The organism is Salmonella sp. 2020_1395 (assembly GCF_043848115.1).
GTDB classification, from domain to species: domain Bacteria; phylum Pseudomonadota; class Gammaproteobacteria; order Enterobacterales; family Enterobacteriaceae; genus Salmonella; species Salmonella enterica.
The window spans coordinates 96,887-111,323 of sequence record NZ_JBCMFH010000004.1; the positions used below are offsets into that span (position 1 = coordinate 96,887).

16 protein-coding genes and 1 other annotated feature are annotated in these 14,437 nt (G+C 53.4%); of the genes, 12 read left to right on the plus strand and 4 right to left on the minus strand.

Translation table 11 applies throughout. The features are described from left to right. Positions 1-306 precede the first annotated feature (306 nt). Positions 307-558, plus strand: coding sequence for a YciN family protein (locus ACH0WD_RS07760; protein ID WP_000548616.1), 252 nt, complete (start codon positions 307-309; stop codon positions 556-558). Positions 559-599: 41 nt separating this feature from the next. On the opposite strand, the gene sohB is transcribed toward ACH0WD_RS07760, so the two are convergent. Continuing rightward, on the minus strand, positions 600-1,646 hold the full coding sequence (gene sohB / locus ACH0WD_RS07765; RefSeq protein WP_000422082.1) for a protease SohB: 1,047 nt from the start codon (positions 1,644-1,646) through the stop codon (positions 600-602). 237 nt (positions 1,647-1,883) lie between these two features. Between sohB and ACH0WD_RS07770 the strand changes: the two genes are divergently transcribed. Together ACH0WD_RS07770 and cobO are read left to right on the plus strand one after the other, a co-directional pair. Further along, positions 1,884-2,645, plus strand: coding sequence for a YciK family oxidoreductase (locus tag ACH0WD_RS07770; protein WP_000559310.1), 762 nt, complete (start codon positions 1,884-1,886; stop codon positions 2,643-2,645). Next, the gene (gene cobO / locus ACH0WD_RS07775; RefSeq protein ID WP_001278856.1) at positions 2,642-3,232 is read left to right on the plus strand and encodes a cob(I)yrinic acid a,c-diamide adenosyltransferase; all 591 of its coding nucleotides are present in this window, start codon (positions 2,642-2,644) and stop codon (positions 3,230-3,232) included. The genes ACH0WD_RS07770 and cobO overlap by 4 nt, the downstream gene beginning before the upstream one ends. An 86-nt stretch (positions 3,233-3,318) precedes the next feature. Here cobO and rluB read toward each other — a convergent pair whose 3' ends face one another. The 3 genes from rluB to rnm all read right to left on the minus strand — a co-directional run bounded on the left by rluB (position 3,319) and on the right by rnm (position 5,804). Next, positions 3,319-4,194: a 23S rRNA pseudouridine(2605) synthase RluB gene (gene rluB, locus ACH0WD_RS07780; RefSeq protein ID WP_001291233.1), complete on the minus strand. Its 876-nt coding sequence runs from the start codon at positions 4,192-4,194 to the stop codon at positions 3,319-3,321. Between the two features lie 100 nt (positions 4,195-4,294). Then, complete coding sequence (locus ACH0WD_RS07785; RefSeq protein WP_000077250.1) at positions 4,295-4,915, minus strand: L-threonylcarbamoyladenylate synthase; 621 nt, start codon at positions 4,913-4,915, stop codon at positions 4,295-4,297. 7 nt (positions 4,916-4,922) lie between these two features. Then, the gene (gene rnm, locus ACH0WD_RS07790) at positions 4,923-5,804 is read right to left on the minus strand and encodes an RNase AM (protein WP_000500435.1); all 882 of its coding nucleotides are present in this window, start codon (positions 5,802-5,804) and stop codon (positions 4,923-4,925) included. A 121-nt stretch (positions 5,805-5,925) separates the two neighbouring features. On the opposite strand from rnm, the gene trpL reads away from it, so the two are divergent. The 9 genes from trpL (at position 5,926) to ACH0WD_RS07835 (ending at position 14,428) form a co-directional block, all read left to right on the plus strand. Further along, on the plus strand, positions 5,926-5,970 hold the full coding sequence (trpL, locus tag ACH0WD_RS07795; RefSeq protein ID WP_006496683.1) for a trp operon leader peptide: 45 nt from the start codon (positions 5,926-5,928) through the stop codon (positions 5,968-5,970). Next, positions 5,947-6,042 (plus strand) — a sequence feature (Trp leader region). Its footprint overlaps the gene before it by 24 nt. A 22-nt stretch (positions 6,043-6,064) precedes the next feature. Beyond that, positions 6,065-7,627 carry an anthranilate synthase component 1 gene (locus tag ACH0WD_RS07800; RefSeq protein WP_001194369.1) on the plus strand — a complete coding sequence of 521 codons (1,563 nt, stop codon included), beginning with the start codon at positions 6,065-6,067 and terminating at the stop codon, positions 7,625-7,627. Beyond that, positions 7,627-9,222, plus strand: a complete 1,596-nt coding sequence (gene trpD / locus ACH0WD_RS07805; RefSeq protein WP_000763489.1) for a bifunctional anthranilate synthase glutamate amidotransferase component TrpG/anthranilate phosphoribosyltransferase TrpD — start codon at positions 7,627-7,629, stop codon at positions 9,220-9,222. Before ACH0WD_RS07800 ends, trpD begins: the two co-directional genes overlap by 1 nt. A gap of 3 nt (positions 9,223-9,225) precedes the next feature. Then, the gene (gene trpCF / locus ACH0WD_RS07810; protein WP_395201887.1) at positions 9,226-10,584 is read left to right on the plus strand and encodes a bifunctional indole-3-glycerol-phosphate synthase TrpC/phosphoribosylanthranilate isomerase TrpF; all 1,359 of its coding nucleotides are present in this window, start codon (positions 9,226-9,228) and stop codon (positions 10,582-10,584) included. 9 nt (positions 10,585-10,593) lie between these two features. Beyond that, complete coding sequence (gene trpB, locus ACH0WD_RS07815; protein WP_000209485.1) at positions 10,594-11,787, plus strand: tryptophan synthase subunit beta; 1,194 nt, start codon at positions 10,594-10,596, stop codon at positions 11,785-11,787. After that, positions 11,787-12,593 carry a tryptophan synthase subunit alpha gene (gene trpA / locus ACH0WD_RS07820; RefSeq protein ID WP_000443029.1) on the plus strand — a complete coding sequence of 269 codons (807 nt, stop codon included), beginning with the start codon at positions 11,787-11,789 and terminating at the stop codon, positions 12,591-12,593. Before trpB ends, trpA begins: the two co-directional genes overlap by 1 nt. Positions 12,594-13,072: 479 nt before the next feature. Then, a complete protein-coding gene (locus ACH0WD_RS07825; protein WP_000807657.1) occupies positions 13,073-13,255 on the plus strand; it encodes a general stress protein in 183 nt (60 codons plus the stop codon). An 89-nt stretch (positions 13,256-13,344) separates the two neighbouring features. Then, on the plus strand, positions 13,345-13,848 hold the full coding sequence (locus tag ACH0WD_RS07830) for a ferritin-like domain-containing protein (protein WP_001022822.1): 504 nt from the start codon (positions 13,345-13,347) through the stop codon (positions 13,846-13,848). A 73-nt stretch (positions 13,849-13,921) separates the two neighbouring features. Continuing rightward, positions 13,922-14,428: a ferritin-like domain-containing protein gene (locus ACH0WD_RS07835; protein WP_001109977.1), complete on the plus strand. Its 507-nt coding sequence runs from the start codon at positions 13,922-13,924 to the stop codon at positions 14,426-14,428. The last annotated feature ends 9 nt before the right edge of the window (positions 14,429-14,437 follow it).

The following is a 14,437-nucleotide window of genomic DNA, read 5'->3' on the forward strand; positions in this document are numbered from 1 at the left end:
CGGATATCAACCCCTTGTACTGGCTTTGTGTACGAAATGTAACCCTCAGGTGACTGAGTTAACAGGCTTTTTTGCATACACGCGCTATAGCACGACGGAATTTTGGTCGAATGTCAAGCAATTCTGTTGCCAGATTGACGAAAGCGTCACACTGTACCTGATAAAATTCGATACGCAACTTTATTAGCATGCAAAAACAAATCTTGCCAGTGAACGCAACATGACAAATCCATCAATTTCCTGTGAGAATATTTGCCCATCAGAAGTGCTCAGCGTAGACTAATCTCCTTGTTTAAGGAGTAAAAAATGCATAAAGAGACGCAACCTATCGATCGCGAAACACTGTTGCTTGAAGCCAACAAAATTATTCGGGAACATGAAGACACGATGGCAGGTATTGTCGCCACCGGCGTAACGCAGAGAAATGGCGTGCTGGTTTTCAGCGGCGATTACTTTTTAGACGAGCAAGGGTTACCGACCCCTAAAAGCACCGCGGTGTTTAACATGTTTAAACACCTGGCGCATGTGCTGTCTGAGAAGTATCACCTGGTTGATTAATCCATGCCGGATGGCGCTGAATGCCATCCGGCAATAGCGGTTTACATCAACGGCTTTTGTCCACGCTGCCACCAGCGCAGCAGCAGCCGATCCGCGCTTTCCGCCGCGCTGCCGGTAACACGATCGATCAGTTTTTTACGCTGCATATAGCGCACATTCAGCACCTCGCGCCCTTCCATCAGGCCGAGGATAACCTCATCGCTGGTGTTAATCTCATCAACCAGTCCTTTCTCCAGCGCCTGCTGACCGTACCAGTGTTCGCCCGTGGCCACCTGTTCAATGTCCAGAGCCGGACGCATCCGCTGCACAAACTCTTTGAACAGATGGTGCGTTTCGTTGAGATCTTCACGAAACTTCTGCCGCCCTTCTTCCGTATTCTCGCCTAACAATGTCAGGGTACGTTTGTACTGCCCTGCGGTATGCAGTTCAATATCAATGTCTTTACTTTTGAGAAAGCGGTTAAAGTTCGGGATTTGCGCGACAACACCAATTGACCCCACAATAGCGAACGGCGCCGCGATAATTTTTTCCGCCACGCAGGCCATCATGTAGCCTCCGCTTGCCGCGACTTTATCCACCGTCACGGTCAGCGGAATATTTTTATCGCGCAGGCGCTGCAATTGCGATGCCGCCAGGCCATAGCCATGCACAACGCCACCTGGGCTTTCCAGACGCACAACCGCCCGATCGCCGGGTTTCGCCACTGCCAGCACCGCCGTGACCTCTTCGCGTAACGCATTAACTTCGTGAGCATCCATACTGCCTTTGAAATCTATCACCCATACGCGCGGTTTGTCCGATGTCGCAATGTCCCCCAGCTTCGCTTTCGCTTTGGCGGCTTTCGCCTCCTGCTTATGCTTTTTTTTCTGCGCTTTATGCCACAGTTTTTGCTGATGGCCATCCATCAACGCCGCAGCAAGGTCATCCTTCATCTCCTGATACTGCTCGCTCAAATTGGTCACGCGCAGCTCGCCGCGCTGACGTTTGCGTTGCGTAGCATTCACGATCAGCAGCACAATGACGGCAATGGCCACCACAACGGTGACGATTTTTGCCAAAAATAAGCCATATTCAGACAACAATTCCACGACTCCCACCTTGATTAAATAACGCGACTTGCGCTCAGTGTACAACAGGCATCGAAGTCAGTCTCTCTTCATCCGTATGCCTGTTGAGGAAGAAAAAGTATGACAAGACGTTCATTTTACGGCGTTATCGCCCCTGTCTGATTGAAAAAAAAGGCGCTTTCAGGCATAAACCCGAAAAGTTAACGCGAAGATAAGACAACCTGGCAGGACGGTGCACCACACCGTTGAGGAGTAGCCATGCATTACCAACCGAAACAAGATCTATTGCAAAACCGCATTATTCTGGTCACTGGCGCCAGCGATGGCATTGGGCGGGAAGCCGCGCTCACGTATGCGCGTTACGGCGCAACGGTGATTCTGCTGGGACGCAACGAAGAGAAACTGCGTCGGGTCGCGCAGCACATTGCTGACGAGCAACATGTTCAACCACAGTGGTTTACGCTCGATCTGCTGACCTGCACCGCTGAAGAGTGCCGGCAAGTGGCCGACCGCATCGCCGCGCACTATCCCCGCCTGGATGGCGTCCTGCACAATGCCGGGTTACTGGGGGAAATCGGCCCAATGAGCGAACAAGATCCGCAGATCTGGCAGGATGTCATGCAGGTAAACGTTAATGCCACCTTTATGCTCACCCAGGCGCTGTTACCGTTATTGCTGAAGTCCGATGCCGGCTCGCTGGTCTTTACGTCATCAAGCGTTGGCCGTCAGGGGCGCGCTAACTGGGGCGCCTATGCCACCTCGAAGTTTGCTACTGAAGGAATGATGCAGGTGCTGGCGGACGAATACCAGAACCGTTCTCTGCGTGTTAACTGCATTAACCCGGGCGGCACGCGCACCAGTATGCGCGCCAGCGCCTTTCCGACGGAAGATCCACAGAAATTAAAAACGCCTGCCGATATTATGCCGCTTTACCTGTGGCTTATGGGCGACGACAGTCGCCGTAAAACCGGTATGACCTTTGACGCCCAACCGGGCCGTAAACCAGGAATCGCCCAATGAGTGATGAACGTTATCAGCAGCGCCAGCAAAAGGTAAAAGATCGGGTTGACGCCCGCGTCGCCCAGGCACAGGAAGAGCGCGGTATTATTATCGTTTTTACTGGCAATGGTAAGGGCAAAACCACGGCGGCTTTCGGGACTGCCGCCCGCGCCGTAGGACACGGTAAAAACGTAGGCGTGGTGCAATTTATTAAGGGCACCTGGCCCAACGGCGAGCGTAATCTGCTGGAACCGCATGGCGTCGAATTTCAGGTGATGGCAACGGGATTTACCTGGGAGACGCAAAATCGCGAGGCAGACACCGCAGCATGTATGGCCGTTTGGCAGCATGGGAAACGGATGCTGGCCGATCCGCTGCTTGATATGGTGGTCCTGGATGAGCTGACCTATATGGTGGCGTATGACTATTTGCCGCTGGAAGAGGTCATAAGCGCGCTAAACGCGCGCCCTGGTCACCAGACGGTGATTATTACAGGTCGCGGCTGTCACCGGGATATTCTTGATCTTGCGGATACCGTCAGCGAACTGCGTCCGGTTAAACATGCTTTTGACGCGGGCGTAAAAGCCCAGATGGGAATTGATTATTAACCGTAGGCCGGATTAAGGCGTTTGCGCCGCCATCCGGCACAAACCCTCTTGTCTGATGATTCTTAGCCTATAGACCGCGGTAGAGATTACCCGTTGTTATTACGCCCACCGGAGCGGCGTCCGCCAGCTATCTGGCTGTGGCGTTTTACCGCCCGACGGATCTGGTTCGCTTTCATACGACGACGGTCTTTTTCGACGGCAACCTTCGACGAGGTTTCCGGCGGGAGCTCTACCAGACCACGCAGATAGTTCGTTTGCGCGAGGTCGAGCTCAGTCCAGCCGCCGCGCGGCAGGCCTTTCGGCAGCGGGATATCGCCGTAACGAACGCGGATCAGACGGCTGACCTGAACGCCTACCGCTTCCCACAGTCGGCGAACTTCGCGGTTGCGCCCTTCCGTCAGCGTCACGTTATACCACTGGTTAATGCCTTCGCCGCCGCTGAATTTAATGGTCTTAAATGCCGCCGGACCATCTTCCAACTGTACGCCACGGCTTAAATCACGCAGTTTCGATTCATCCACCTGACCGAACACGCGCACGGCATATTCACGTTCAACTTCACGACTAGGGTGCATCAGGCGGTTCGCCAGTTCACCGTCGGTGGTAAATAACAATAGCCCGCAGGTGTTGACATCCAGACGTCCTACCGCAATCCACCGCGCGCCGCGCAGTTTCGGTAAGCGATCAAAAACGGTTGGTCGCCCTTCAGGGTCATTGCGGGTACACAGTTCACCTTCTGGTTTGTAATAGGCCAGAACGCGGCAAATTTGTTCCGCCGACTCTTTCACCGAAATCAGGTGACCGTCGATACGGATTTTCAAACCGGGAGTGACTTCAACACGATCGCCAAGCGTGGCGATTTTACCGTCAACGCTGACACGTCCCGCTTCAATAATGGATTCGATTTCACGGCGAGAGCCGTGGCCAGCGCGCGCCAGCACTTTTTGTAACTTTTCGCTCATAGAGCTTCCTTCAGGTGTCGCCTTCACAGGCGTCGAACAGGAGAATGAACGGCGCGTTGCCGCGCCATTTTAAGGCCGCGTAGTATACAGGCTTACGCCCTTATAAGAAAGGTGTAACGTCGCCGACGCCTTCGCGCAGCACCACCGGGGAGTCATTGGTCAAATCGATTACCGTGGTAGGCTGTTGACCGAGGTAACCGCCGTGGATGATCAGATCCACCTGCTTCTCCAGCCGATCTTTAATCTCCTCCGGGTCCGACTCGGTAAAATCGCTGCCAGGCAGCATCAACGACGTCGAGAGCATTGGTTCGCCCAGCGTATCCAATAACGCCAGCGCAATCGGGTTTGACGGTACGCGCAGGCCGATAGTTTTACGCTTTTCCTGCAACAGACGGCGCGGCACCTCTTTTGTCCCCTTCAGGATAAAGGTGTAGTTACCCGGCGTATTGTTTTTCATCAGACGAAATGCCACGTTGTCGACGTAGGAGTAGGTCGACAACTCGGACAAATCGCGGCACATCAGCGTGAAGTTGTGGCCGTCCGGCAGATGACGGATGCGGCAAATGCGCTCCATTGCGCCTTTGTCTTCAATTTTACAACCAAGGGCATAGCCGGAATCGGTTGGATAAACAATAACACCGCCTTTACGCACAATGTCGACGGCCTGATTAATCAGCCGTTGCTGTGGGTTATCCGGATGGATATAAAAAAACTGGCTCATACTTCCCTCACTGTGATATTTGCGGCTGTTCCCATGTCTGCCATACGCCTTCAACGCCAGCGGGCAGCCAGAGTTTACGCCCCAACTCAATCCACGGGCAGGGCTGATGGAAATCAGATCCAAGCGATGCCCATAAATGATGCTGACGCGCAAGCGTCGCCAGTTGGGTACGTTCATTGGGCGATTGTTGGCACTGCGCCACTTCCATCGCGTCGCCGTGATGGTCGGCAAAATGCGCCACTAATCTTTTCAGCCACTTAGCGCTAAGGTCGTAGCGTCCCGGATGGGCCAACACCGCCTTACCGCCAGAATGATGAATGACATCAATAGCTTGTTCTATTGTACACCACTGCGGCGGAACGTAACCGGTTTTCCCACGCGCGAGATATTTTTTAAAAACATCCGCCATGGTTGCGGCTTTGCCGCACTCCACCAGAAAGCGGGCGAAGTGGCCGCGCGTCACCGCGCCGCCATTGGCCAGTCTCAATGCCCCTTCCCACGCGCCGGGAATATGGGCTTTTTCCAGACGCTCCGCAATGAGCCGACCACGCGCCTGACGCCGCTGTGTCTGCTGCGCCAGAAAATCGCGCATTGCCGGGTGCGCAATATCAATATTCAGACCCACAATGTGAATCTCATGATTCTCCCAGACCGTTGAAATCTCCACGCCGGGAATAAGATTCAGGGCCAGCCCGCAACGTGAAATTTCTTCTCTTGCCGCAGGAATCGCGGCTGTGGTGTCATGATCGGTAATCGCCAGCGTGCCGACTCGCATCTCTACCGCACGGTGTACTAATGTTTCTGGCGTCAACAGTCCATCGGACGCCGTGGTATGACTGTGCAGATCGTAAATCACTGCGTAATTCGTGTCGCTCAAGGCGGCTCCCATAGAGATAAAGGTATGTCATGTACATCATAACGGTTCCGGCAAATATACTGAAATAGGTGTTGACATTATTCCATCGAACTAGTTAACTAGTACGAAAGTTCACATGAAGAGGGTATCTAAAATGGCAGCGATATTTGCATTACACGGTTGGTGGCGCACTTCCTGATAGCGGGCGGTGTATGAACAGCTGTAATCAGCCAAACGATACCCGGCCCGCCTGTTAAGCGGGCTTTTTTTTGAACAAAATAATGAGAATAACCATGCAAACACCAAAACCCACGCTCGAACTATTGACCTGCGATGCCGCCTACCGGGAAAACCCAACGGCGCTTTTTCATCAGGTCTGCGGCGATCGCCCGGCAACGCTGCTGCTGGAATCCGCTGATATCGACAGTAAAGACGATTTAAAAAGCCTGCTGCTGGTAGATAGCGCGCTGCGCATTACCGCTTTAGGTGACACTGTCACTATTCAGGCGTTATCTGATAATGGCGCCTCGTTATTGCCGCTACTGGATACCGCCCTGCCCGCTGGCGCGGAGAACGAAGTCCTGCCTGCCGGTCGCATTCTACGCTTTCCGCCCGTCAGCCCATTATTAGATGAAGACGCCCGTTTATGCTCTCTGTCGGTATTTGATGCGTTCCGTCTGTTACAGGGAGTGGTGAACATACCGACGCAAGAGCGGGAGGCTATGTTTTTCGGCGGTCTGTTTGCCTACGACCTGGTCGCTGGCTTTGAAGCGCTGCCACACCTTGAGGCTGGCAATAACTGCCCGGACTACTGCTTTTATTTAGCGGAAACGCTGATGGTGATAGATCATCAGAAAAAAAGCACCCGTATTCAGGCCAGTCTGTTCACCGCAAGCGACCGGGAAAAACAGCGCCTCAACGCCCGCCTGGCGTACCTTAGCCAACAGTTAACCCAGCCTGCGCCGCCGTTGCCGGTGACGCCGGTGCCGGACATGCGCTGTGAATGCAATCAGAGCGATGACGCGTTCGGCGCGGTGGTACGCCAGTTGCAAAAAGCCATCCGCGCGGGGGAGATATTTCAGGTGGTGCCGTCGCGCCGCTTTTCACTGCCCTGCCCGTCGCCGTTGGCTGCCTACTATGTGCTGAAAAAGAGCAACCCCAGCCCATATATGTTCTTTATGCAGGATAATGATTTCACGCTTTTCGGCGCGTCGCCGGAAAGCTCGCTGAAATATGACGCCGCCAGCCGTCAGATTGAGATTTATCCCATCGCGGGTACCCGTCCACGCGGTCGCCGCGCCGATGGTACGCTGGACAGAGATCTCGACAGCCGTATTGAGCTGGACATGCGTACCGACCATAAAGAGCTTTCCGAACATCTGATGCTGGTCGATCTGGCGCGCAATGACCTGGCGCGCATCTGTACGCCGGGCAGTCGCTACGTTGCCGATCTGACAAAAGTTGACCGCTATTCGTACGTGATGCATCTGGTTTCCCGGGTGGTGGGCGAACTGCGTCACGATCTCGACGCGCTGCACGCCTATCGCGCCTGCATGAACATGGGCACCCTGAGCGGCGCGCCGAAAGTACGCGCCATGCAGTTGATTGCCGATGCGGAAGGACAGCGCCGCGGCAGCTATGGCGGCGCGGTCGGTTACTTCACCGCCCACGGCGATCTGGACACCTGTATTGTTATCCGCTCCGCGCTGGTGGAGAACGGTATCGCCACCGTACAGGCGGGCGCCGGAATTGTGCTGGACTCGGTTCCGCAGTCTGAAGCCGATGAAACCCGTAATAAAGCGCGCGCCGTATTGCGTGCTATCGCCACCGCGCATCATGCACAGGAGACCTTCTGATGGCTGATATTCTGCTGCTCGATAACATCGACTCGTTTACCTGGAACCTGGCAGATCAGCTACGGACCAACGGTCATAACGTGGTGATTTACCGTAACCATATTCCGGCGCAGACGCTTATCGATCGCCTGGCGACAATGAAAAATCCGGTGCTAATGCTCTCCCCCGGTCCGGGCGTTCCCAGCGAGGCAGGCTGTATGCCGGAGCTGCTGACCCGACTACGCGGCAAGTTACCGATCATCGGCATTTGTCTGGGGCATCAGGCGATTGTCGAAGCTTACGGCGGTTATGTCGGTCAGGCGGGAGAAATCCTGCATGGCAAAGCCTCCAGCATTGAACATGACGGTCAGGCGATGTTCGCCGGGCTGGCGAATCCGCTACCGGTCGCGCGTTATCATTCGCTGGTCGGCAGTAATGTTCCTGCCGGGCTGACCATTAACGCCCATTTCAACGGCATGGTGATGGCGGTACGTCATGATGCGGATCGCGTTTGCGGTTTTCAATTTCATCCTGAGTCCATCCTGACGACGCAGGGCGCGCGTCTGCTGGAGCAAACATTAGCCTGGGCGCAGCAAAAGCTGGAACCGACCAACACCCTACAGCCGATTCTGGAGAAACTCTATCAGGCGCAAACTCTGACGCAACAAGAGAGCCACCAGTTGTTTTCGGCGGTCGTCCGCGGCGAACTTAAGCCTGAACAGCTCGCCGCCGCGCTGGTGAGCATGAAAATTCGCGGCGAGCATCCCAATGAAATTGCCGGCGCCGCCACTGCGTTGCTGGAAAATGCCGCCCCGTTCCCGCGCCCGGACTACCTGTTTGCGGATATCGTTGGTACCGGCGGCGATGGCAGTAACAGTATCAATATCTCTACCGCCAGCGCCTTTGTCGCGGCGGCCTGTGGACTGAAAGTGGCGAAACACGGCAACCGCAGCGTATCCAGCAAATCGGGGTCATCCGATCTGTTGGCGGCGTTCGGTATTAATCTGGATATGAACGCCGATAAATCACGTCAGGCGTTAGATGAACTGGGTGTCTGTTTCCTGTTCGCGCCGAAATATCACACCGGATTCCGTCACGCGATGCCGGTTCGCCAACAGTTAAAAACGCGAACCCTGTTCAACGTACTCGGCCCGCTGATCAACCCGGCGCATCCGCCGCTGGCATTGATTGGCGTCTATAGCCCGGAACTGGTGCTGCCGATTGCGGAAACCTTACGGGTACTGGGCTATCAGCGCGCGGCGGTGGTACATAGCGGCGGCATGGATGAGGTTTCTCTCCATGCGCCGACGATTGTCGCGGAGCTGCATGACGGCGAAATTAAAAGCTATCAACTTACGGCGGAGGATTTTGGCCTGACGCCTTACCATCAGGATCAGTTGGCTGGCGGCACGCCGGAAGAAAACCGTGACATTCTGACGCGGTTATTACAAGGTAAAGGCGATGCCGCGCATGAGGCCGCCGTCGCCGCCAACGTGGCGATGCTGATGCGTCTGCATGGTCAGGAAGATCTCAAGGCCAACGCGCAAACCGTGCTTGATGTTCTGCGCAACGGCACCGCATATGACAGAGTCACCGCACTGGCGGCAAGAGGGTAAATAATGCAAACCGTTTTAGCGAAAATCGTCGCAGACAAGGCGATTTGGGTAGAAGCCCGCAAACAGCAACAGCCGCTGGCCAGCTTTCAAAATGAGATCCAGCCAAGTACACGCCATTTTTATAATGCGCTCCAGGGCGCGCGTACCGCCTTTATTCTGGAGTGTAAGAAAGCATCGCCATCAAAAGGCGTGATTCGCGACGATTTCGATCCGGCGCGTATTGCCAGTATTTATCAACATTACGCCTCGGCGATCTCGGTGCTCACCGACGAAAAATATTTTCAGGGGAGCTTCGATTTTCTGCCGGTCGTTAGCCAAAGCGCGCCGCAGCCGATTCTGTGTAAGGATTTTATTATCGATCCCTATCAGATCTACCTTGCCCGTTACTATCAGGCCGATGCCTGTTTACTGATGCTCTCGGTTCTGGATGACGAACAGTATCGCCAACTCTCCGCCGTCGCGCACAGTCTGAAAATGGGCGTGCTCACGGAGGTCAGTAATGACGAAGAACGGGAGCGCGCGATAGCGTTAGGCGCAAAAGTGGTAGGTATCAACAATCGCGATCTGCGCGATCTGTCGATTGATTTGAATCGCACCCGCCAGCTGGCGCCAAAACTGGGCCACGGCGTGACTGTCATCAGCGAGTCCGGGATTAACACCTATGGTCAGGTACGCGAACTGAGCCACTTCGCCAACGGTTTTTTAATTGGCTCCGCGTTAATGGCGCATGACGATCTTAACGCCGCCGTCCGTCGCGTGCTGCTTGGCGAGAATAAAGTCTGCGGCCTGACCCGCGCCCAGGACGCTAAAGCGGCCTGTGACGCTGGCGCAATATATGGCGGGTTGATTTTTGTGCCCTCATCTCCACGCGCGGTGAGCGTTGAGCAGGCGCGAGAAGTGATAAGCGGCGCACCATTGCAGTATGTCGGCGTTTTCCAGGACGCTGATATCGCCGATGTTTGCCAGAAAGCTGCCGTCCTGTCGCTTTCTGCCGTACAGCTACATGGCAGCGAAGACCAGGCGTATGTCAACGCGCTGCGCGAGGCGTTGCCCAAACAGGTGCAAATCTGGAAGGCGCTGAGCGTTAGCGATGCCCTTCCCGCACGCGATTATCACCATGTCGATAAATACATTTTCGACAATGGGCAAGGCGGCAGCGGGCAGCGCTTCGACTGGTCACTGCTACAGGGGCAACCGCTGGATAATGTATTACTGGCGGGCGGGCTGGCGGCCGATAACTGCGTCCAGGCGGCGCAAGTCGGCTGTGCCGGTCTCGATTTTAATTCAGGTGTGGAGTCACTGCCGGGCATCAAAGATGCTCGTCTTCTGGCCTCAGTTTTTCAGACACTGCGCGCATATTAAGGAAAAAACATGACAACACTTCTCAATCCCTACTTTGGTGAATTCGGCGGCATGTATGTGCCGCAGATCCTGATGCCTGCGCTGAACCAGCTTGAAGAGGCCTTCGTCAGCGCGCAAAAAGATCCTGAATTTCAGGCGCAATTCGCCGATCTGCTAAAAAACTACGCGGGACGCCCCACTGCGCTGACGAAATGCCAGAACATTACCGCCGGTACGCGTACCACGTTGTATTTAAAGCGCGAAGATTTACTGCACGGCGGCGCACACAAAACCAATCAGGTACTGGGTCAGGCGCTGCTGGCCAAACGGATGGGTAAAAGCGAGATTATTGCTGAAACCGGCGCCGGTCAGCACGGCGTCGCCTCTGCGCTCGCCAGCGCCCTGCTGGGTCTGAAATGCCGTATCTATATGGGCGCCAAAGACGTTGAGCGCCAGTCGCCGAACGTCTTCCGTATGCGTCTGATGGGCGCTGAGGTTATCCCGGTTCATAGCGGCTCCGCTACGCTAAAAGATGCCTGTAACGAGGCGCTGCGCGACTGGTCCGGTAGTTACGAAACCGCGCACTATATGCTCGGCACGGCGGCAGGACCGCATCCCTATCCCACCATCGTTCGCGAGTTCCAACGCATGATTGGCGAAGAGACGAAAGCGCAAATCCTCGACAAAGAGGGCCGTCTGCCAGATGCCGTTATCGCTTGCGTCGGTGGCGGCTCAAACGCTATCGGGATGTTTGCGGATTTTATTAATGATACCAGCGTCGGGCTAATAGGCGTTGAACCTGGCGGTCACGGTATTGAAACCGGCGAGCATGGCGCGCCGCTTAAACATGGTCGCGTTGGCATCTATTTCGGGATGAAAGCGCCGATGATGCAAACAGCGGACGGGCAAATTGAAGAGTCCTATTCCATTTCCGCCGGGCTCGATTTCCCATCCGTTGGGCCGCAACATGCGTACCTGAACAGCATCGGACGCGCGGATTATGTCTCCATTACCGATGATGAGGCGCTGGAAGCCTTCAAAACGTTGTGCCGCCATGAGGGAATTATCCCGGCGCTGGAATCCTCCCACGCGTTGGCGCACGCTCTGAAAATGATGCGCGAGCAGCCGGAAAAAGAGCAACTGCTGGTGGTCAATCTCTCTGGCCGCGGTGATAAAGACATCTTTACCGTACACGATATCCTGAAAGCGCGAGGGGAAATCTGATGGAACGCTACGAAAATTTATTTGCACAGCTCAACGATCGCCGGGAAGGCGCTTTTGTCCCCTTCGTGACCCTGGGCGACCCTGGCATTGAACAGTCACTGAAAATTATCGACACACTGATTGACGCTGGCGCCGACGCTCTGGAACTGGGTGTTCCCTTCTCCGATCCGCTGGCCGATGGCCCCACCATCCAGAATGCGAACTTACGCGCCTTCGCCGCTGGCGTCACGCCGGCTCAGTGTTTTGAAATGCTGGCGCTGATTCGTGAAAAACACCCGACCATTCCGATTGGCCTGCTAATGTACGCGAATCTGGTGTTCAATAACGGCATAGATGCGTTCTATGCCCGCTGTGAACAGGTTGGCGTAGATTCCGTGCTGGTCGCAGATGTCCCGGTTGAAGAATCGGCCCCCTTCCGCCAGGCGGCGTTACGGCATAATATCGCGCCGATCTTCATCTGCCCGCCAAATGCGGATGACGATCTTCTGCGCCAGGTCGCATCTTACGGCCGCGGTTACACCTACCTGCTTTCGCGTTCGGGCGTCACCGGCGCGGAAAACCGTGGCGCATTGCCGTTGCATCATCTCATTGAGAAGCTTAAAGAGTACCATGCCGCGCCTGCGTTACAGGGCTTCGGTATCTCCTCGCCGGAACAGGTGTCTGCGGCCGTGCGTGCCGGGGCGGCTGGCGCTATCTCCGGCTCAGCCATTGTCAAGATTATCGAGAAAAACCTCGCGTCTCCCGAACAGATGTTGGCGGAGCTCAGGTCCTTTGTCTCAGCCATGAAAGCCGCCAGCCGCGCATAACGGGTTAAGCCGTCAGCATAACGCTGGCGGCTTAATGAGTGGCTGGCGCCGAACCAGAATCACGATTCAGACGTACATCATCAATCTTTTTGGTGTTATTCCCCGTCCAGCTTTCAAAAAGTCTGAAGTCAATTTCTGCTAAGAAAACTCCTAATCACGCCGAAAAATTTAGCGTTTTCACGTCAATTTCCCCCGCCTTTATGTAAAGAAATGTCAATAAACAATGCATTAACGTTTCTATGGCCGCAGATAGTGACGTTTGTTATTAATAACAATGCAAAGCATTTTCTGTTAAATCGCTTATTCTAAAAGAAAATATAGAATATATTATCTCTAAACCATTTTTTGTGCGTTATTTACGCGGTAAATCACAACTATTTCCGTCAATTTGACTAATCGGTTTAACCAACTAATTTTAATAGGGTGTCGACACGATTAAAACCGATTTTTTCAGCAAGCAACGAGACAGGAGAAATAATATGGCCGAACATCGTGGTGGTTCAGGAAATTTCGCCGAGAATCGTGAAAAAGCATCTGAAGCGGGCCGCAAAGGCGGTCAGCATAGCGGCGGGAATTTCAAAAACGATCCGCAACGAGCTTCTGAAGCCGGTAAAAAAGGTGGTCAGAATAGTCACGGCGGACGTAAATCCGATAATTCCTGATTTACTGTAATGTAAATATAACACATGCTTTTATCAAGCAATCTGCGAGTCTTCTGGCTCGCAGTATTTTGCCCAGGAGAATTAGATTTATGAATATCAAAACCGTTGAAGACCTTTTTATCCATCTACTTTCAGATACCTATAGTGCAGAAAAACAATTAACCAAGGCTCTTCCTAAACTTGCCAGAGCCACGTCCAATGAAAAATTAAGCCAGGCCTTTCAATCTCATCTTGAAGAAACCCAGGGTCAGATTGAACGTATTGATCAGATCGTCGAGTCTGAATCTGGCATTAAACTGAAAAGAATGAAATGCGTCGCTATGGAAGGGCTGATTGAAGAAGCCAATGAAGTCATCGAAAGTACGGAGAAAAACGAAGTACGCGATGCAGCGCTTATCGCCGCGGCGCAAAAAGTCGAGCACTATGAAATCGCCAGCTACGGCACGCTAGCCACCCTGGCCGAGCAGCTCGGCTATAGCAAGGCATTAAAACTGCTCAAAGAAACCCTCGACGAGGAAAAACAAACTGATTTAAAACTTACCGATTTAGCAGTCAGCAATGTTAATAAAAGTGCTGAACGCAAATCGAAATAATATTTTTAATTATCAGCTTGCATGATTCCGATTTTATTATCGGAGCAGATTATCACGCATTGAGGAATTTAAAATGAATTATACTGAACATTATCATGACTGGCTTCGTGACGCCCATGCCATGGAAAAACAGGCAGAATCGATGCTTGAATCTATGGCCAGCCGTATTGAAAATTATCCTGATATAAAAGCCAGAATTGAACAACATATTAGTGAAACTAAACATCAAATTACCATGCTCGAAGAAGTGTTGGACCGTAATGGCATTTCCCGTTCGGTGTTGAAAGACTCCATGAGTAAAATGGCAGCAATGGGGCAATCTATCGGTGGCATGTTCCCTTCCGATGAAATTGTCAAAGGCTCAATTAGCGGTTATGTTTTCGAGCAGTTCGAAATTGCTTGTTATACCTCCCTGCTGGCGGCGGCAAAAAAAGCTGGCGACACTGCCTCAATCCCGACGATTGAAGCCATTCTGAAAGAAGAAATGCAAATGGCTGACTGGCTGATCAAACATATTCCGCAGACAACGGAACAATTTTTACTGCGATCTGAAGCAGATGGCGTTGAAGCCAAAAAATAAATAATAAGC